General features: G+C 66.5%; 19 protein-coding genes. 5 read left to right on the top strand and 14 right to left on the bottom strand.

Annotated features, from left to right (window positions below):
- Nucleotides 1–2 precede the first annotated feature (2 nt).
- Nucleotides 3–1,253, top strand: coding sequence for a penicillin-binding transpeptidase domain-containing protein (locus DEBA_RS16430; protein ID WP_013260077.1), 1,251 nt, complete (start codon nucleotides 3–5; stop codon nucleotides 1,251–1,253).
- An 84-nt stretch (nucleotides 1,254–1,337) separates the two neighbouring features.
- Here DEBA_RS16430 and DEBA_RS16425 read toward each other — a convergent pair whose 3' ends face one another.
- The 13 genes from DEBA_RS16425 to DEBA_RS16365 all read right to left on the bottom strand — a co-directional run bounded on the left by DEBA_RS16425 (nucleotide 1,338) and on the right by DEBA_RS16365 (nucleotide 10,285).
- Nucleotides 1,338–2,357 carry a phage tail tube protein gene (locus DEBA_RS16425; protein WP_013260076.1) on the bottom strand — a complete coding sequence of 340 codons (1,020 nt, stop codon included), beginning with the start codon at nucleotides 2,355–2,357 and terminating at the stop codon, nucleotides 1,338–1,340.
- 29 nt (nucleotides 2,358–2,386) lie between these two features.
- Complete coding sequence (locus DEBA_RS16420) at nucleotides 2,387–2,815, bottom strand: hypothetical protein (RefSeq protein WP_013260075.1); 429 nt, start codon at nucleotides 2,813–2,815, stop codon at nucleotides 2,387–2,389.
- On the bottom strand, nucleotides 2,812–3,255 hold the full coding sequence (locus DEBA_RS17510) for an HK97 gp10 family phage protein (RefSeq protein ID WP_013260074.1): 444 nt from the start codon (nucleotides 3,253–3,255) through the stop codon (nucleotides 2,812–2,814). The genes DEBA_RS16420 and DEBA_RS17510 overlap by 4 nt, the downstream gene beginning before the upstream one ends.
- Nucleotides 3,252–3,848, bottom strand: coding sequence for a head-tail connector protein (locus tag DEBA_RS16410; RefSeq protein ID WP_013260073.1), 597 nt, complete (start codon nucleotides 3,846–3,848; stop codon nucleotides 3,252–3,254). Before DEBA_RS16410 ends, DEBA_RS17510 begins: the two co-directional genes overlap by 4 nt.
- A gap of 56 nt (nucleotides 3,849–3,904) precedes the next feature.
- The gene (locus DEBA_RS16405) at nucleotides 3,905–5,116 is read right to left on the bottom strand and encodes a phage major capsid protein (RefSeq protein WP_013260072.1); all 1,212 of its coding nucleotides are present in this window, start codon (nucleotides 5,114–5,116) and stop codon (nucleotides 3,905–3,907) included.
- Nucleotides 5,117–5,146: 30 nt separating this feature from the next.
- Nucleotides 5,147–5,734: an HK97 family phage prohead protease gene (locus tag DEBA_RS16400; protein WP_013260071.1), complete on the bottom strand. Its 588-nt coding sequence runs from the start codon at nucleotides 5,732–5,734 to the stop codon at nucleotides 5,147–5,149.
- Nucleotides 5,731–7,197, bottom strand: a complete 1,467-nt coding sequence (locus DEBA_RS16395) for a phage portal protein (protein WP_013260070.1) — start codon at nucleotides 7,195–7,197, stop codon at nucleotides 5,731–5,733. Before DEBA_RS16395 ends, DEBA_RS16400 begins: the two co-directional genes overlap by 4 nt.
- Before the next feature lie 7 nt (nucleotides 7,198–7,204).
- A complete protein-coding gene (terL, locus tag DEBA_RS16390; protein ID WP_013260069.1) occupies nucleotides 7,205–8,671 on the bottom strand; it encodes a phage terminase large subunit in 1,467 nt (488 codons plus the stop codon).
- A gap of 2 nt (nucleotides 8,672–8,673) precedes the next feature.
- Nucleotides 8,674–9,129, bottom strand: coding sequence for a catalase/peroxidase HPI (locus DEBA_RS16385; RefSeq protein WP_013260068.1), 456 nt, complete (start codon nucleotides 9,127–9,129; stop codon nucleotides 8,674–8,676).
- Complete coding sequence (locus DEBA_RS16380) at nucleotides 9,129–9,365, bottom strand: hypothetical protein (RefSeq protein ID WP_013260067.1); 237 nt, start codon at nucleotides 9,363–9,365, stop codon at nucleotides 9,129–9,131. Before DEBA_RS16380 ends, DEBA_RS16385 begins: the two co-directional genes overlap by 1 nt.
- 3 nt (nucleotides 9,366–9,368) lie before the next feature.
- Nucleotides 9,369–9,629, bottom strand: coding sequence for a hypothetical protein (locus tag DEBA_RS16375; RefSeq protein WP_013260066.1), 261 nt, complete (start codon nucleotides 9,627–9,629; stop codon nucleotides 9,369–9,371).
- Nucleotides 9,626–9,805, bottom strand: coding sequence for a hypothetical protein (locus DEBA_RS16370; protein WP_013260065.1), 180 nt, complete (start codon nucleotides 9,803–9,805; stop codon nucleotides 9,626–9,628). The genes DEBA_RS16375 and DEBA_RS16370 overlap by 4 nt, the downstream gene beginning before the upstream one ends.
- 171 nt (nucleotides 9,806–9,976) lie before the next feature.
- Complete coding sequence (locus DEBA_RS16365; protein ID WP_013260064.1) at nucleotides 9,977–10,285, bottom strand: Mor transcription activator family protein; 309 nt, start codon at nucleotides 10,283–10,285, stop codon at nucleotides 9,977–9,979.
- A 144-nt stretch (nucleotides 10,286–10,429) separates the two neighbouring features.
- Between DEBA_RS16365 and DEBA_RS16360 the strand changes: the two genes are divergently transcribed.
- The 4 genes from DEBA_RS16360 (at nucleotide 10,430) to DEBA_RS18235 (ending at nucleotide 16,441) form a co-directional block, all read left to right on the top strand.
- On the top strand, nucleotides 10,430–10,789 hold the full coding sequence (locus tag DEBA_RS16360; protein ID WP_148227893.1) for a hypothetical protein: 360 nt from the start codon (nucleotides 10,430–10,432) through the stop codon (nucleotides 10,787–10,789).
- 193 nt (nucleotides 10,790–10,982) lie between these two features.
- Nucleotides 10,983–12,332, top strand: coding sequence for an acetyl-CoA hydrolase/transferase family protein (locus DEBA_RS16355; RefSeq protein ID WP_013260062.1), 1,350 nt, complete (start codon nucleotides 10,983–10,985; stop codon nucleotides 12,330–12,332).
- 286 nt (nucleotides 12,333–12,618) lie between these two features.
- Nucleotides 12,619–13,965 (top strand): acetyl-CoA hydrolase/transferase family protein, encoded by a 1,347-nt coding sequence (locus DEBA_RS16350; RefSeq protein WP_013260061.1) that lies wholly within the window; start codon nucleotides 12,619–12,621, stop codon nucleotides 13,963–13,965.
- Nucleotides 13,966–14,431: 466 nt separating this feature from the next.
- Nucleotides 14,432–16,441, top strand: coding sequence for a methyl-accepting chemotaxis protein (locus tag DEBA_RS18235; protein WP_013260060.1), 2,010 nt, complete (start codon nucleotides 14,432–14,434; stop codon nucleotides 16,439–16,441).
- 73 nt (nucleotides 16,442–16,514) lie between these two features.
- On the opposite strand, the gene DEBA_RS16340 is transcribed toward DEBA_RS18235, so the two are convergent.
- Nucleotides 16,515–16,829: a DMT family transporter gene (locus tag DEBA_RS16340; RefSeq protein WP_013260059.1), complete on the bottom strand. Its 315-nt coding sequence runs from the start codon at nucleotides 16,827–16,829 to the stop codon at nucleotides 16,515–16,517.
- Nucleotides 16,830–16,894 lie beyond the last annotated feature (65 nt).

Below are 16,894 nucleotides of genomic sequence, written 5' to 3'. Positions count from 1 at the left end.
CATTGAAAGCGACACTGGCGAAAGCGTTGACGGCCGTCTGCCTGGCGGCCGCGTTGTTGGTCGCGCCGACCACGCTCCAGCCCGCCGGGGCCGAGTCCGTCGAGGCCGTGGCGGCGCGCCCCGCGCCGACCCTGGGCAAGAGCGACCTGGCCCCGCTTTTGAAAAACAAGGCCGCCGCCATGATCAGCGTGGGTCATGTCTACGTCAATCATCCGCGCCACGGCTTGATCCGCGTGCAGTCGACCATCGACCGCCGCATGCAGGCCCAGGCCGAAAAGATGCTGGCCAAGCAAAAGAGCCGCCGCACGGCCGTGGCCATGGTCGACGCCCACACCGGCCGCGTGCTGGTGCTGGCCGGCAGCGAGGCCGGCCGGCTCGATCCCTCCCAGGCCATCGACGCCGAGCCGCCGGCCGCCTCGCTGTTCAAGCTGGTCACCGCCGCCGCCACCCTGGAGGAGACGCCGCTGGCCCCCAACAGCAAGGTCAGCTACTCGGGCCACGCTCACACGCTCTACCGCAATCAGGTGGCGCAAAAGCTGCGCAAGTGGGCCCACCAGATCACCCTGTCCTACAGCTTCGCCCAGAGCAACAACCCCGTCTTCGGGCGTTTGGGCGTCTTTCGCCTGGGCCACGGTTTGCTCACGCGCTACGCCCAGGCCTTGGGCTTCGAGCAGCAGCTCGACTTCGAACTGCCCGTCGAGCCCAGCCACCTGTTCAACCTGAATCCCAAGGACTCCTTCGCCGTGGCCGAGCTGGCCTCGGGCTACAACCGCGAAACCACCACCAGCGCCCTGCACGCGGCGCTGATGGTCAGCACCTTTGTCAACGGCGGCCGCATGCCCCAGCCCTACGTGGTGCAAAGGGTCACCGACGCCAGAGGCGATCTGCTCTACGTCGGCCAGCCCGACATCGGCCCGCCGGTGCTCAGCCCCAAGACCTGCAACGATATGGAAGACCTGCTGCACGCCACCGTCACCTGCGGCACGGCGCGGCGCGAGTTTGGCAACAGCCGCCGCGACAAGGTGCTGCGCCGGCTGGACCTGGGCGGCAAGACCGGCACTATCCGCGGGCCCGATCGCACCGAGCTTTATCAATGGTTCGCCGGCTATGGCCGCGACCAACTCACCGGCCGCACCTACGCCATCGCCACCCTGGCCGTCCACGGTAAGGTGCGCTACACCAATCCCCGCCAGGTGGCCGCCCAGATGTTGCGCGCCGCCTTCAGCCTGCCGCAGTTGGCCCAGGTTCGCTGAACCGCGCGTACTTCGAGCAAACGCTTCAACCCCGGAGAGGCCCAGCGCCCCTCCGGGGTTGATCTTTGGTGGCCTGGCCGTGGCTCAGGCCAAAGCGCCGCTGGCGCGGTCGTTGGTGATGACGACGTGCAACGGCCCGCCCAGGCCGCTCATGCCGGCCGGCGCGCTGGCCGGGGCCAGCAACGTGGCCGCGATGGGGTGGGTGATCTTGCCAGCGCCGTTGATGCTGGCCTCGGCGTTGGTCAGGGCGACGTGGGGCATGATGAAAGTCATGGCCTGGCCGCCCGCTCCGCTGAAAGAGATGGTCATTTTCTTGCGCGTGTCGGCGCCCAGGTCGCGCAGAAAAACGTCGCTGGTGTAGACGGGAAACTCCAGCTCCAGGCTCAACTCGGGAAAACCGGTGGCGATGGGCTCGGCGATGGCGTCGCCGCCGCCGGCCAGGTGATCGCCGGCCAGGTTGCGTTTGAAGGAAAGGCTGAAGCCGCTGGGCCTGATCTCGTCGGCGGGGCCCAGGGCCTCGGCGTCGCGGTCGTTGAGCAGGAAGCGCCCCTGGCGAAAGAGCACGCGGCCGGCGGCCGGCGGCGCGCCGATGGCGCTGAAGGCGGCGTTGTTGTTGACGCCGTCGGTGGTGTTGATCCGGCGGTCGTCGCAGAGCACATTAAAGTTTATGCTCAAAGGTTGTCCGGCCTTGCCGCTGATGGTGAAGCCTTCGACCTTGACCGCGGGGAACTCGTGGACCGAAACGCCCTTGTGCATGGCCAACGTGCCGAAAAGGCCGTCGACGTTGGCGGCCGGGCTCAGGTTGTGGTCGTACAGGTCGCCGTCGGCGGGGCTGGGAGGCTCGGCCTGGCCCATGACCATGGCCAAGAGCGCCTCCAGGCCCTGATAGCGCAGATAGGCCTGTAGCTCGCCGCCGCAGGTGATCAGGCCCTGGTCGGCGGCGGCGATGTAGGCCTGACCGGCCGAATCATCCAGCAATTGCTCACGCTTGCGCGTTATGCTCTCGCTGGTGATCAGGATGGCGTCGGCCTGGGCGCAGGCCACGGCCGTGCCCCAGGTGGCGGCTTTTTTGAATGCGGCCTTGATTTCTCTGCCGGTGCTCATTGTTTGCCTCACATATTGAAGTGTTTACTTTAAAGTATGGCTAGCGGGGTTTCGTAGCAGACCCGCAGCTCCATGTCGAAAAGGCCCAGGGGGTCGCCAGCACCGCCTTCGTAGAACTCGATGTCGCCCAGGCTGGTGCGCGCGGCGTGAGGGTTCAGCGTCGGATCGGTCAAGGCCAGCAGGCATGAGGCGGCCAGGGCGTCGAGCTGGCCATAGTCGCCGCCCTTGGCGTTGATCGCCCCCCACAGGCGCAACACCAGGGTGCGTTCGGCGCTTTGGCTAGTGCTATCGGCTGTTTGCACTTTTTCGTTGAACAGGCACAGGGCCGGTTTTTCGCTCAGTTCGCTGGCCAGGTGGATGCCGCGCAGCACTTGGCGGGCGGCCAAGGAGTGACCGTGAGCCGGGCCCATGGCCCGCAGACAGGCCACGATGTCAGTGATGATGGCGCTTCTGGTCATTTGGCGCGCCTTTCCAGGTTGCGCCAGAGCAGATCCTCGACATATTCAAGTGATCGCTCGAATGCAGGCGCCATGAAAGGCCGGGCCGGAATGCGCACGCTGCGTTTTTGCACCCACTGGCCCTGTATGCGGAATTTAAGGTATTCCGCGCGCTTGGCCTGGATGACCGCGCCGTGTTCGTGCACGGCGGCGTATGGCGAGGTGGAATAAAACTGGCCGCGATAGCCATCGCCGTCCTTGTAGATTCGCCAATCCAGCGAACGTCGCAGGGCCCCACTACGGCTGTTGGGCCCCGAACCGCCGGGGGTCAGGTTGCGGCCGGCGGTCCGCGCGGCTTGTTCGAGTATTTGCTCCAATGTGTCCCGCGAGGCCAGATTCAGCTGCCGGGGCAGCTCGCGGATGGCCGAGTCGTCGAGCACGCTCACTTCGACGCGAATCATAGCAACCCCCGCGATTTGTAGCGTTCCAGCACGGCCCGCGCCTGAGGCAGCAGTTCGCCGTCGCGGTAGGAGACCGAGCCGTCGGCCAATGTGCGGGCCAGCAGGCCCAGGCGGCCCTGGCCGGCGTAGGACTGTTGATAGCGCACCACGGTTTGCTCCACGGCGGCCTGGCTCAGGTCGGCCGGAACCACTTCCAGGCCGGCGCGGTAGGCCAGGCGCACGTTGGCCACGCCCCGGCCGAAGACGCCGCTCAGGCGGCGCAGCACGCCGGCGGCCGCGTCGACGGCATAGGCCGAAGGCGCGAGCAACGCGTTGTCCAGCCACAGCTCGCTGATGCCAACAACCGGATATTGCGGCAAAATTAGCTCGGCATAGCCCGAGCCGGCCAGCACGGCGGCGGCCGGATCGTGGGCCGGCGATGTGGGGTCGTAGTGATAATCGCGCGCGCGCAGTTTGCGCCCGGTGAAGCTGTTGAATTGGGCGCTCACCGCCTCGATGAGCCCCTCCAAGAGGGTGTCGTCGTCGTCGGAGGTCTTGGCCAGATAGGCTTTGACGGCCTCCAGCCCGGTGAGGGCGTCGCCGGAAAGGGCCATGGCAATCGGCTCCCGTGTTGGGCCGACCCGCGCGCGGCGGGCCGGCCGGCGTTTGACTAGGCCGTGGGCACGGCGCTCAGCATGGCGAAGCGTTTTTCGTCACTGACGGCGAAGCCCATGCGCACCTCGGCCAGGAAGCAGGTCTGGTTGAAGCTGAAGTAGGGCTCGGCCCAGGGGTTGGTTTTGATCACCAGGCCTTGGCGCACGCCGACAAAGGCGCTACCGGCGAAGTCACCGGCGAACAGGCGCGTCTGATCGTGGCTGTCGCCCAGGTTGGTCAGCACGTTGGCGTCGCGCACAAAGGGCTCGCCCCAGATCAGCGGCCGCGCCTCGCCCTCGGCGCGGGGTTGGCCGGGCTGGCGATAGATGTAGTCGCCGGTGGTGTCTTTGAGTTTCATCAGCGCTTTTTCGGCCTTGGCGTGGCCGACCACCGGGACTTGGGCGGCATGGGGCGCGTTTTCGTAGACGCTGAAGATCAGGGCGGCCACGTCGTCAAAGTCCAACGAGCCGGCGACGCTCAAGGCGTTGGTGCTGATCAGGCTGGCCAGGCCGCTGATGGGGTCGCTGGCCGAGCCCGCGCCGCGCAGGCAGGCCACGTCAAAGGCGTTGCCGATGGTCTCGGCGAAGAGCCCGGCCAGGATTTGGTCCACGGCCGGGTCGGCGTCGTCCAAAAGTTGGTTGGAGACGACCACCTTGACCGCCAGCACGTGGCTGGTGATGGCCAACTGGCCGAAAACAGGGGCCGAACGGACGATTTCTCCACTGGCCTGGTTGTCGCCGTCGGGCAGCAGATCCTCGGTGGCCGTGGCCTCGGGAACCCAATAGGCCTGCAAGCCGCCGCTGACGGTGGGGAAGGTGATCTGGTGCGAGCGCATGGGCACCTCGCGGCACAGGCCTTTGATCGCGCTGAAATTGTTGACCAAATTCAGCACCTCACCGCCCTGTTCGGCCGGGGCCAGATAGCCGCCGGCGCTGGTGGCCCCCTCGCGCAGATCCTTGGCCAGGCTGGCCGGGGCCACCGCTCGCACCAGTTCGGCCGCGCTCAGCGAACGCGGGGCCTTGCCCATGCCCAGGCGGCGCACGTCGCCCAAGAAGTTGCTCAGGCCCACCTTGGCCTTGCCGCCGGCGGCGCCAAAGTTGACGCTTTTTGCCTCCACGGCGGCCAGGGCTTTCTGCACGCGGCGGTCCACCATGCTGGCCAGCTTGTGTTCGTCCAACTCCAGGCCGGTGGCCCGTTCGAATCCGGCAATGATTTCCTTGTCGGTCATGGTCGTTTCCTCAAAGTTAAAGTGAATGCTTTAGTTATCCAGTCGGCGGGCCAGGCTGGCCGTAACCAGCCGGTCGATGAGCCCGCCGACCGGGGCTTTGCGGGCCGCGCCGCGCGGCGTGGGCAAGGGTTGGCGAACGAGGCCGCCCAGGGTCGCCAGGGCCTCGGGGTTGGCGGGCAGGGTTACGCAGGAGATCTCATAAAGCTCTTGCTTTAAGTAATGGTTGCCGGCGACGGCGCGACCCTCGATGACGCGCGACTCCACGCGGCTCTGCAAGGGCGCGAAGCCCACCGAAAAGGCGCGCATGTAGCCGCCCTTGTAGAGCCGCCAGACAGTGTCGGCGAAGGGGTATTCCTCGGCGGTGGGGAACTGGGCCAAAAAGAGCAGCCGGCCGTTTTCCACGCGCAATTCCAAGGCCTTGGCCACGGGCGGCTGATTGTAGTCGTGGGCCCAGGCAATGACGGGGTTGTTCAGGAAGTTGGCGAAGTCCCAGCCGGCGGCGTCGATGGAGTCGCCTTGGCGGTCGACCTGATCGGTGGAGGCCACGGCCCAGAAGGTCCGCGCCTGATCGTCGAGTTGGCCCAGTTGGCAGTCCAGGGTCTTGTGCACCAGTTTCATTTGCTCGTTCCTTCCGTGACGATGGCGATTAGTTCGAGCGTTTGCTCCAATGTTTTGCCCTCGGCCAGGCAGCCGGCCAGAACGGCCTTCAACCGCGCGCCGGCCGCGTCGTCGCCGGGCGGGACGGCGGCCTCCAGCAGTTGGGGCCGGCGTTGCAGTTCCTCGGCCACCCGCCCGGCCGACCAGCCGTGAAAGCGGCTTTCCAGGCCCGGCCAGGCGGCGCGCAGCCTCTGTCCGGCCCAGCCCAGCCAGGCCCGCGCGGCGGCCTTCTTGAGCGCCTCGGCGCTTTGGCCCTGGGCCGCGCCGCCGGGCTGATCGCCCCAGGCCACGGCAGGCCGACCCAGGCTGGCGCGGAACTCGTTGATGGTCAGGGCCCCGCGATCGAGCATCTGCATGGCTTCCAGGTGGTTCTGCGCGCGGTCGCTGGGCACGGGGTTGTCGTGGGCCAAGGTCAGGCCGGGGCCGAACTGGGGGCACAAAAAGGCGTTGAGCACGTCTTCGACCTGGGCCAGCCGGGGCTGGATGCATTCGGAATTAAACGTGATGTCGATGCCTTGGGCGTTGGCGCGGTTGACGTCCTTGACCAGGCCCAGCTTGCCGGCCGGCACGCCATAGGCGGCCAGGATGTTGTCCTGGGTCCAGCCGGCCAGGGCCACGAAATCCATGTCCTTGGCCGAGTAGGTCAGGGGCCGGGCGCTGAGGCCGGCGTCGAGGATGGCCGGCTCGAAGGCGTGTTCCAGGCCCTGGTGCTTTTGGTTCCAGCGGGTGAGGATGCGCCGGGCCTCATCCTCGGTCAGGCGCTGATCGGTCTGCAACACGACCTCGGGCCGCGCCGAATTGTGAAAGAAATTGCGTTGATAGATGCGCACGGCCGTGTCGATGTCGTAGGCGTGGGCCATGGCCTCGATGGGGCTGGCCCCATAGATCAGGCTGGTGGGGCTGGGATGGCGAAAATAGAGAATGTCCTCGGGGCGATGGGTCTGGCGCTTGCCGCCCGGCCCGCTGAAGACAAAACCGGCGATGGCCTGGCTGGTGTCGCCGCCGGTGGTGATCTCCAGCAGATCGGCCGGGCACAGCGGCCAGAGCTGGCCGGGCCGGCCCAGGCGATCGCGGGCGATCAGCACGAAGGCCATGCCCGTCAGATCCAGATGGCTCATGACCGTGAAGCGAAACTGGCGGCCGGTCATGATCGGGTTGGGCCGGGCCAAAAGCTCCAGCAGGGGATGTTCTTCCAGCTCGATCCGCCCGCCGGCGGCGCTGGCGTAGAGGCGCAGCCGCACCCCACTGACCCGCCCGGCGATCAGCGACACCGCCGCGTAGACCCAGCCCTGATAGGCGGCCAACTGCCTGGCCCGGCCGCCCAGGCCCCGCCCGCCCAAAAACGGCGGCGGGCCCACGGGCCTGGCCGGCAGATCCAGGGCGCGGCGTTTGGTCGGCCTCAATTTGGCTAACAGACGTTTCATGTTCACCTCACCAAACATTGGGGCCCGTGCTCCGCAACAGGCCCACCGCCCCTTCCAGGGCGTCGGGGCCGTCGTCGTGGACGCCGGGGGAAGGGAAATGCAAAAGCTGTTCGATCAACAGCGCTTGATCGGAGTGCTCGGGCACAAAGCGCAGCGCCCCGCGTTCGACCAGCGGGCTCAGACCGGCCAGGCGGGTCTGTTTGGCCAGGCGGTGGGTCACCCCGCGCAAGGGTAGGCTGACGCCCTCTTGGCGGGCGGCCCGGGCCAGTTCATCCAGCAGCAGGCGCTGAAAAAAGTTGTCCTCCACGCCAAAGAGCAAAAAGCCGTGGCGGCGGTGGCGGGCGATGGCCGCGCGCAGCAACTGGTCCAGGCTGCACCGGCGGATAAAGGCGTCGAGCACGTAAAAGACCTGCTGGGCCTGATCCAGGCCCACGGTGATCAGGGCCTTGTAGTCGCCGGTCTCGCCGGTGGCCAGCGAGGGGTCGAGGAAGGCGGCCACGGCCAGGCGTTTGCCGGCCAGTTCGGCCTGGGCGTAGGGCCGGATCCAGCGCTCCTGAAACATGCCCTCGTCGTCGCGGGGTTCGTTTTGTTTTTCCTTGTTAAAGGCCCGCGAGCCCATCAATTGTTTTTGGCGCAGCAGGTCTTCCAGCGGGTGACGCTGGGGCCAGAGGCTGGTTCCGTCGGCCTGGATGGCCCGGTAGAGCCGCCGGGTGAAGTCGCGCCAGGGCGCGCGCGACGAATGGATCATCGTGGCCAGGGCCGAGCGCTGGGCCAAAATGGTGCCGATGATCAACAAGCTGCCGCCGGGGTCGATGGCCGGATAGACGGCCTCCAAAACCCAGGCCAGGCTCTCGCGGACCAGGCGCGGGTTCTGGACGTTCTTGTCGTTTTCCAGGTCGTCGAGGATGACCAGATCGGGGCGATGGCGGCCGTGCTTGAGGCCGCGCAGGCGCTGGCCCGAGCCCCGGGCCAGGATGCGCGTGTCGGCCCCGGTGACGAAATCGTCGGCCGCGCCGCGGACGCTGGCCAGGGCGCCGAAGTCCTGTTGCAGGCGGGGGTTGTGGGTCATCTCCAGGCGGATGTAATTGCACAGGTCGCCGGCCAGGTCGGCGGTGTCGGAGCCCAGCACCACGAAGCGCCGCAGGCCAAACAGCGCCTGGTGCAGCACGTAGCCGAAGCTGACGACGGTGGTCTTGGCAAAGCCGCGCGGCGCGGCCACGGCCACGGGGGTGACGGCGGCGGCGTGGCGCGGGGCGATCAGCTCGATCAGCTCGTGGTGAAAGGCGGCGAAGGGCTGGCTGAAGTAGTGGGGCAGATAGTTTTGGCAAAAGTAGAAAGGATCAGCCTTGGCCCGGGCCAGGCGCTCCGCTTTGGCCGGGGCCTCGGGGCCAAAGGCCCCCACCTCGAAGCGCAGCCGGCCCACGACCTCGGCGGCCCTGGCCCGAAAGCCGGAGCTGCTGATGCGCCCGGCCACGCTCAGGCCCCCTGGGCCAGGTCGAGGAAAAAGGCGTCGAGCAGATCGGCCAGCCAGGCCAGGCGCGCGACGTCGCTTTCGCGGCCGGCGGCGAAATCGGCCAGGCGCTCGGCCACCTCCACGGCGGCGGCCTTGAGGTCGTAGCCGCAGCCTTCCAGTTTGGCCACCACCGCGCCGATCTTGGCCAGTTCGTCGGCGGCGGCGGCGTCGAGGGCGTCGTGGGCCAGCAACTCCTCGACGCGTTGGCCCAGCAACTCGCGCAGGGCCTGGGCCGCGCCCCTGGGGTCGGCCAGGCGGTGTTGACGGCGGGCGCTCCAGGCGCCGGTGGCCTTCCAGGCCTCGACCTGGGCCGGGCTGGCCTCCAGGGCGGCGGCGATCTGGGTCACGTCGGCCCCGGCCAGATACATGCGCCGGGCGTTGGCGCGGTCGGCGGGGCTTTGGGCTTGGCGTCTGGCCATCAGGCGCGCAACTCCCGCAGCTCGGCCGATAGGGCCTTGTACTCGCGGGCGGCGGCGACCAGCTCCTCCATGGCCTGCTGGGCGTGGTCGACGCGCATCGATTCGATGCCGTCGAGGTTATATAAGTAATAGTTGATGTCCTTGATCAGCCTCTCGACCTTGATCTCGATCCGGGCCAGGCGTTCGCGTTTTTCCTCGATGAGCCCTTTGGCGATGAGCCTCGACGTCTTGTCCATGCTTCACCTCAGCAACTTGTCCGCCGCCTGGATCAGCAGCCAGATGGCCAGCAAGCCGCCGCTGTAGGTGGCCAGGCGATTGTCCAGGCGGTCGAGGCGGGCGTCGAAGGCCTCGCCCCTGGCGGCCTGAAGGTTGATTTTTTCGGTCAGTTCGGCGTTGACGCGGCGTTGTTCGGCGACGGTCATCTTGAGCACGGTGTCGAGCCGGCGCAGTTGACCGCGCAGGCTTTCCACGGCGATCATGGTCTGGCCGTCGTCGTTCAACGGCCGCGCCCGCGCCGCGCCGGCGGATTGGCAGCCAAGGCCATCAGCGCCAAGCCGCCCACGGCCACGGCCAGCGCCTGGGCCCCCGCGCCCAGGCCGCAGAGCCAGGCCGCCGGGCCGACCAGGGCGCAGGCCGCGCCGGCCCAAAAAGTGCGTTGCAAGGTCAGATTGTTCACCGCATGCCTCCATTCGCGGGCGGTGGCCCCGTGCCGGGCCGTGGTTTCTGGAGGCAGCTTAGCGGCGAGGCGGGGGCTGGCCCGCCAAGGCGGCGCGGGAAAATATGGCGGGGAGGGCTTTCGGCGAGACGGCTCCCGCCCGGACGTGAGGCGGGAGCGGCAAGCGGCGGATCAGGCGTGGCGCGGCGGGTTGACGATGTGGCGCACGTGGCGGGCGCTCAGGCCCCAGCGGCGGGCCAATTCCTTGATGTTGGCCCCGTTGAAGTCGCGGCGGATGGCCTGGTTGCGCAGCTCCAGCAACGAGCGGTCCAGCTTGGGAAAGTAGACGCTGTTGCCCGAAAAGACCTGGGCCAGGCGCATGGTGGGCTCCACGCCGATGACCTCGGCCATTTCCTGATACACTTCCGGCAGTTGTTCCTGGCTGACCTCGCGCATCCAGCGGGGCACCAGGTCTCTCGTCGGGCTGTTTTGCGTGTTCATCTGCGATCTCCTTTCGCTGCTCATGCAATGGCGGGCGGCCCGTATATTAGGTGGGTCGGCGCTTGAAAATTATAACCGTTATGGTTGATTGTCAACATGAATTTATCTCCTTTGCGGATCACCCAAAAGATGTGCGGTCATTTGGTGAAGTGTGGCTTGGCGGCGGCCGCGTTGTGCGGCGCGTTGACCGGCGGCTGCGCCTTCCGTGCGTCGGGGCCGCCGGCGTCGCTGCCCGGCGTGGAAAGCCAGGCCCTGCCGCCGGTCGGCGATGGCGGAGCCTGGGCGATCTGGTTCTGGTTGGCCTTGGCCTTGGCGGCGGCGCTGGCGGCGATTTTCGGCCTTGGGCGGGAGGAGCGGCGCGGGGCGTTGGGCCCGCCGCTCAGCCGCGAGGAACTGGCGCTTTATCGCACGGCCCGCGAAGCGCTTTCGTTTTTGATCAAAAAACGCCTGCGCGCCCTGCGGGTGGTCTCGCTGGAGGCCTTCCGGCTGCGGCGGGGGGCATAGAAAAACACGTTTTCCCACTGGGTATAAACCCTATATTCTGCCACAATGCCGCTGCTTACAAGCTATTAAAAAGCTACAAACCAGCCGAAATATATTGAACGGCCGGTCAGCGATGCTATACTTTTCTGGCGCGCCGTTGCAAACGGCAACGCGGCGCGCCAGGCCGGGAAATTTCAGCAAGGGGTAGCAGCCGATGTCGCACCAGGCGGAGTACAAGCGGAAGCTGGTTTCGGCCGAAAAGGCCGCGAGCGTTGTCCATTCCGGCGATTATCTGCGTTATGGGCCGATCAACGGCCGGCCCCTGGCCCTGGACCGGGCCCTGGCCGCCCGGGCCGCCCAGCTCGATGATGTGTCGGTGCTGGGTTGCTGCACCCTGCCGCCGGCCCCGGCCATCTGTGAACACCCCGGCGTGTTCGCCTACAACGACATGCATTTCAGCAAGTTGACCCGGCAGATCAAAGAGCGAAACGACAACACCCACTACGTGCCGATGATGTACCACTACGCGCCCTACGTGGCGCGCAACCTCGGCGGCCGGCGCTTCGACGCGGCGATGCTGCGCGTCTGCCCCATGGACAAGCACGGCTGGTTCAACCTGGGGCCCTCCAACACCGACATCCGCGCCCGCCTGGGCCAGACCGACCTGGTCATCGTCGAGGAGTGCGAAAAGCTGCCCGTGTGCCTGGGCGGCTCGGAGGAGGCCATCCATATCTCCGAGGTGGACCTGATCGTCCACGGCCCGGCCGACGACGGCCCGATGATCGCGGCCCAGGCCCCGCTCAAGCGCGAGGACGAGATCATCGCCGAGCTGGTTTTGCGCCACATCAGCGATGGCTCGGTGATCCAACTGGGCATCGGGGCCATCCCCGACGCGGTGGGCCGGTTCATCGCCAAGAGCGATCTCAAGGACTTGGGCGGCCACACCGAGATGTTCGTGCCGGCCTTTGTCGACATGATCGAATCGGGCCGCATGACCGGGGCCAAGAAGGCCTTTGACCGCTTCCGCGTGCCGTTTTCCTTTGCCATCGGCGATCAGCGCACCTACGACTTTCTCGACCGCAACGCGGCGGTGGCCTCTTATCCAGTCGATTACACCAACGATCCGCGCCGCCTGGCCCGCATCGACAAGCTCGTCTCCATCTGCAACGTGCTGGAGGTCGACCTGCTCAGCCAGGTCAGCGCCGAAAGCTCCGGCCCGCGCCAGATCTCGGGCAATGGCGGGCTGTGGGATTTCGTCACCGGCGCGCTGTGGTCCGAGGGCGGCCAGAGCTTCCTGTGTCTGCACAGCACCTACCAGGACAAGCAGGGCCGGCGACGCAGCCGCATCGTGCCCCAGTTCGCGCCCAGCACGGTGACGACGATCCCCCGCCAGATGGTCGACTACATCGTCACCGAATACGGCGCGGCGCGCATGCACGGCCTGTCGGTGTGGGAGCGGGCCGAGGCGGTGATCGGCCTGGCCCACCCGGATTTCCGCGACGAGCTGGTCAAGCAGGCCGCGCACCTGGGCGTCTGGCGCCAGAGCAACAAGCGCGCCGCCTGAGGGGCCTTGACGATTATCAACTTGAGGCCGCCGCACGGTGAAACATGAATTCCACCGTGCGGCGGCCGAAGCGCGCCATGGGCCGGCGGAGCTGTTCGTCGCCGGTCAATTCACCGAACGATCGATCGAAAAAATCAGTCATTATAATATGTTATAAACGATGTTCACCCGGCGTAAGCTCTGGACCACCCTGTTGATTGTGGGTATACTTCGCGCCACTTGATTTGTGCAAAAAAGGGCAACCAACCCCGGCGGCGGTCGGCGGTTCAAATACAGGGGTGCGAAAGTGGCTTACGAAGCGGAATACAAGCAAAAATTGGTCTCGGCCGAAGAGGCGGCCAAGGTCGTCAACAGCGGCGACGCCGTGGCCTATGGCTTTTTCAACGGCAAACCCATCGCCTTCGACCGGGCCCTGGCCGCCCGCCACGAAGAGCTTTCCGAGGTGATCATCATCACGGCGGTGACCACGCCGCCGGTGCCCGAGGTGGCGCAAAAGCCCGATTCGTTCATCTACGTCGATCTGCAATACAGCAAGCTCACCCGCCTGCTCAAGCTGGGGCCCAACAGCGTTTATTATTGCCCGGTGCTCTATCACATGTCGCCCAAGATCTTTCGCGGCCACATCGGCGTTTCGCCGCGGGTGACGGCGGCGCGGGTCTGCCCCATGGACGAGCACGGCTGGTTCAACCTGGGCCCGCAGAACAGCGAGACCAGGGTCAAGCTGGCGGTGGCCGAAAAAACCGTCGTGGAGGTCAGCGACAAGCTGCCGGTGTGCCTGGGCGGCGCGGAGGAGGCCATCCACATCTCCGAGGTCGACTACATCATCGACGGCCGGGCCGAGGAGGGGCCCTTCAACGCCCCCGAGGCCGAGCCCTCGCCCGAGGACAAGGCCATCGCCGGCCACATCCTCAAGCACATCGTCGACGGGGCCACGGTGCAGTTGGGCATCGGCGGCATGCCCAGCGCCGTGGGCAAGCTCATCGCCGACAGCGACCTGAAAAATCTGGGCGGCCACACCGAGATGTTCGTGCCCTCCTACGTGGACATGATCGAGTCGGGCCGCATGAACGGGGCCATGAAGGAGTTCGACCGCTACCGCGTGGCCTACACCTTCGCCATCGGCAGCCAGCGCATGTACGACTTCATGCACAACAACCCCGGCCTGGCCTCCTACAACGTCGAATACACCAACGACCCCCGGCGCATCGGCGCGATGAAGAACTTCATCTCCATCTGCAACATCGTCGAGGCCGACTTGTTCAACCAGGTCAACGCCGAGAGCACCGGCTACCACCAGATCTCGGGCAACGGCGGTCTGTGGGATTTCGTCCTGGGCTCCCAGTGGTCCGAGGGCGGCAAGAGCTTCCTGTGCATGACCAGCACGCGCAAGGACTCCAAGGGCAACGTCATCAGCCGCATCGTGCCCACCTTCAAGCCGGGCAGCGTCGTCACCGTGCCGCGCCAGATGGTCGACTACATCGTCACCGAATACGGCGCGGCGCGCATGCCCGGCATGCCCACCTGGATGCGCGCCGAAGGCATGATCAACATCGCCCACCCCGATTTCCGCGAGGACTTGATCAAAGAGGCGGAAAAGATGGGCATCTGGCGTCAGAGCAACAAGCGCCTCTAAGGGCGGATAGCCGAACTCTCGGCGTCCGACCGCGCTTGAATTCATAGCGGCCCCCGGCTCCCCGGCCTGGGGCCGCGTCATTTTCCCGCCAGACCGGACACGAATCCAGTTTAGTCATACCGCAATCCCGGATTTCTGGACGCCGTCCAGAAGATTAGGACCGCCAAGGCTTGCCCACGCCTTTAGGCACAGCCCCATTGCCAAGCAGCCACAGGCGGTGACCGATTCGCGCCGCGGTCATGAACGGAGATTCATCATTCATGGCTGGTGGTTATATTCACTAACACCAAGAGTGGCCAACGCGAAAAAAAGCCTGGCTTGGTAGCCGGTCCCAATTTTCACATGGCACGTCGGTTGCAATGCTCGTGGCGCGTAAGCACAAACGAAACCAACCGGGTCCATGCCCGATGCCCGCGCCCCGAGTCAAGCCGGGGTGGGCCCGGTTCCGATAAAAGGAAGGTCCGCGATGAAGAAGATGACTCTTGGCGCCAAGATGTTCAGTGGATTCGCCGTCATTCTGCTGCTGCTGGTGATTGTGGCGGGGGCGGGGTGGGTCAGCCTGCAGGCGGTTGCCGGCCGCGTGGAAAACCGCGAAGACGTCAACAAGATCGCCGCGCTGATGGCCGAGGCCCGCCGCAACGAGAAAAACTTCATCATCCGCGGCGACAAACAATCCGCCACCGCCACCCTGGAAAACGCCGAGCGGATCAAGGCCCAGGCCCTGGCCACCAAGGACGTCTTCGAGGACGAAATCAACCGCCGGCAGATGGACCAGGTCGTGGCCGCCGCTGAAAACTACGAGAAGGTTTTTGCCGGCTACGTGGCCATGGGCGAAAAGTGCGACCAGGTCATGGAGGCCATGCGGGCCAAGGCCAGGCAGGCCCTGGCCGACACCGAGGCCATCGTCGTCGATCAGCAAAAGCAACTCGTCGAGAGCATGGCCGCCGACAAGACCGCCATGGACCAACTCCTGGCCCGCGAGCACACGCCCGAGGAGATGGCCGCCCTGCGCGCCAAATCCGAATCTTTCACCGCCGCCAAGCTGGCCAACCTGCGCGACGCCAACCAGATGGTCGAATGGTTCCTCGAGGCCCGCAAGGCCGAAAAGGAATACATCATCAGCCACGGCGAACAAAAATGGCACGAGGAAAACGAAAAGCTCATCGACCAGATCATCGCCCTGGCCAAGGCCATGGAGGCCCGGTTGGTCCAGCAGGCGCACAAGGACCAGATGGCCGGCATCGCCTCCGCCCTGCACGACTATCACGAAAACTTCGATGAATACTCCGAGCTGATTGGCCAGCAGAAGCAGGCCGACCAGGCCATGATCGCCGCCGCCCGCCAGACCCAGGAAATGTGCGCGGCCGCCCTGGAGGACCAGAAGGGCAAGCTGAACGCCGCCTCGGCTTCGGCCAAGCTGACCATGGGCGGCGGGGCCGGCGTGGGCCTGGTGGCCGGCCTGCTCCTGGCCTTCTTCATCACTCGCAGCGTCACCAAGCCCATCAACGAAGTCATCCGCGGCCTCAGCAACGGCTCGGCCCAGGTGGCCGCGGCGGCCGGCCAGGTCTCGGGGGCCAGCCAGTCCCTGGCCGAGGGCGCTTCCCAGCAGGCGGCCTCGCTGGAGGAGACCAGCTCCTCGCTGGAGGAGATGGGCTCGATGACCAAGCACAACGCCGATTCGGCCCGCCAGGCCGACGCCCTCACCCGCGAGACCATCGCCACCGTCCACGAGGCCGTCCAGGCCATGAGCGACCTGCGCGTGGCCATGGACCGCATCAGCGCCACCAGTGATCAGACCTCCAAGATCATCAAGACCATCGACGAGATCGCCTTCCAGACAAACCTCCTGGCCTTGAACGCCGCCGTGGAGGCCGCCCGGGCCGGTGAGGCGGGCGCGGGGTTTGCCGTGGTGGCCGACGAGGTGCGCAACCTGGCCATGCGCGCCGCCGAGGCGGCCAAGAACACCACCGCCCTCATCGAGGAAAGCCTTTCCAACATCCGCGAGGGCTCCCAACTGGTGGGCCGCACCGATGACGCCTTTGGCCGGGTAAGCCAGTCGGCCATGAAGGTCGGCGAGCTGGTGGGCGAGATCGCCGCGGCCAGCCGCGAGCAGGCCCAGGGCATCGAGCAGATCAACATGGCCGCCTCCGAGATGGACCGCGTCACCCAGCTCAACGCCGCCAACGCCGAGGAATCGGCCGCCGCCTCCGAGGAGCTCAGCGCCCAGGCCGAACAGATGCTGGGCCACGTCAACGACCTGGCCGCCCTGGTCGGCGGAGCCAGCGGCAATGGCGCATCCAGCGCCCAATATCAACTGCCGCCGGCGGCCGCCCGTCCGGTCGCGCCGGCCCACCAGGCCCTGCCCGCCGCCCAGTCGGCCAAGGCCGTCAAGCCGGCGGCCACCCTGCGCCTGCCGGCCAGCGCGGCGCGCAGCGCCAGCCACGAGGTCGACGACGATAGCTTCTCGGAATTCTAGCCGGTATAGCAAAAAAACAACGCCACGGGGCGCGGCCTGGAATGGTCGCGCCCCGCGGCTTTTCGGCGGAGGCTCAGGCTGTCAGGCGCAGGCCGACGATCGAGCCCAGCAGGGTCAGGGTGAAGGCGATTCTGGTCCAGTTGAGCGGATCGTCAAACCAGACCACGCCGATGAGCGTGGTGCCCAGCACGCCGATGCCCGTCCACGCCGCGTAGCACACGCCAAAGGGGATCGCGCGCATGGCCAGGGTCAGCAACCACAGCGAAAGGCCCGACAGACAGATGAAGGCCACGGTGTAGGGCCAGCGGCTGAAGCTGTCGGAAAGCTTGAGGCACACCGCGAAGGCCACTTCCAACAGGCCCGCCAAAAACACGTAAAGCCAAGCCATGCCAACGCTCCCGGCCCAAGGCGCGCGCCGCGCCCCGGCGATGATGGATCTATGCTGCGATGTGA

The organism is Desulfarculus baarsii DSM 2075, assembly GCF_000143965.1.
GTDB lineage: Bacteria > Desulfobacterota > Desulfarculia > Desulfarculales > Desulfarculaceae > Desulfarculus > Desulfarculus baarsii.
This window is presented reverse-complemented; position numbering and strand designations above follow the sequence as displayed.

What these genes read in the sequence shown, in the direction of transcription:
- DEBA_RS16425 (WP_013260076.1), bottom strand. Translation starts at nt 2,357, where the DNA reads ATGAGCACCGGCAGAGAAATCAAGGCCGCATTCAAAAAAGCCGCCACC.
- DEBA_RS16420 (WP_013260075.1), bottom strand. Translation starts at nt 2,815, where the DNA reads ATGACCAGAAGCGCCATCATCACTGACATCGTGGCCTGTCTGCGGGCC.
- DEBA_RS17510 (WP_013260074.1), bottom strand. Translation starts at nt 3,255, where the DNA reads ATGATTCGCGTCGAAGTGAGCGTGCTCGACGACTCGGCCATCCGCGAG.
- DEBA_RS16410 (WP_013260073.1), bottom strand. Translation starts at nt 3,848, where the DNA reads ATGGCCCTTTCCGGCGACGCCCTCACCGGGCTGGAGGCCGTCAAAGCC.
- DEBA_RS16405 (WP_013260072.1), bottom strand. Translation starts at nt 5,116, where the DNA reads ATGACCGACAAGGAAATCATTGCCGGATTCGAACGGGCCACCGGCCTG.
- DEBA_RS16400 (WP_013260071.1), bottom strand. Translation starts at nt 5,734, where the DNA reads ATGAAACTGGTGCACAAGACCCTGGACTGCCAACTGGGCCAACTCGAC.
- DEBA_RS16395 (WP_013260070.1), bottom strand. Translation starts at nt 7,197, where the DNA reads ATGAAACGTCTGTTAGCCAAATTGAGGCCGACCAAACGCCGCGCCCTG.
- DEBA_RS16385 (WP_013260068.1), bottom strand. Translation starts at nt 9,129, where the DNA reads ATGGCCAGACGCCAAGCCCAAAGCCCCGCCGACCGCGCCAACGCCCGG.
- DEBA_RS16380 (WP_013260067.1), bottom strand. Translation starts at nt 9,365, where the DNA reads ATGGACAAGACGTCGAGGCTCATCGCCAAAGGGCTCATCGAGGAAAAA.
- DEBA_RS16365 (WP_013260064.1), bottom strand. Translation starts at nt 10,285, where the DNA reads ATGAACACGCAAAACAGCCCGACGAGAGACCTGGTGCCCCGCTGGATG.
- DEBA_RS16355 (WP_013260062.1), top strand. Translation starts at nt 10,983, where the DNA reads ATGTCGCACCAGGCGGAGTACAAGCGGAAGCTGGTTTCGGCCGAAAAG.
- DEBA_RS18235 (WP_013260060.1), top strand. Translation starts at nt 14,432, where the DNA reads ATGAAGAAGATGACTCTTGGCGCCAAGATGTTCAGTGGATTCGCCGTC.
- DEBA_RS16340 (WP_013260059.1), bottom strand. Translation starts at nt 16,829, where the DNA reads ATGGCTTGGCTTTACGTGTTTTTGGCGGGCCTGTTGGAAGTGGCCTTC.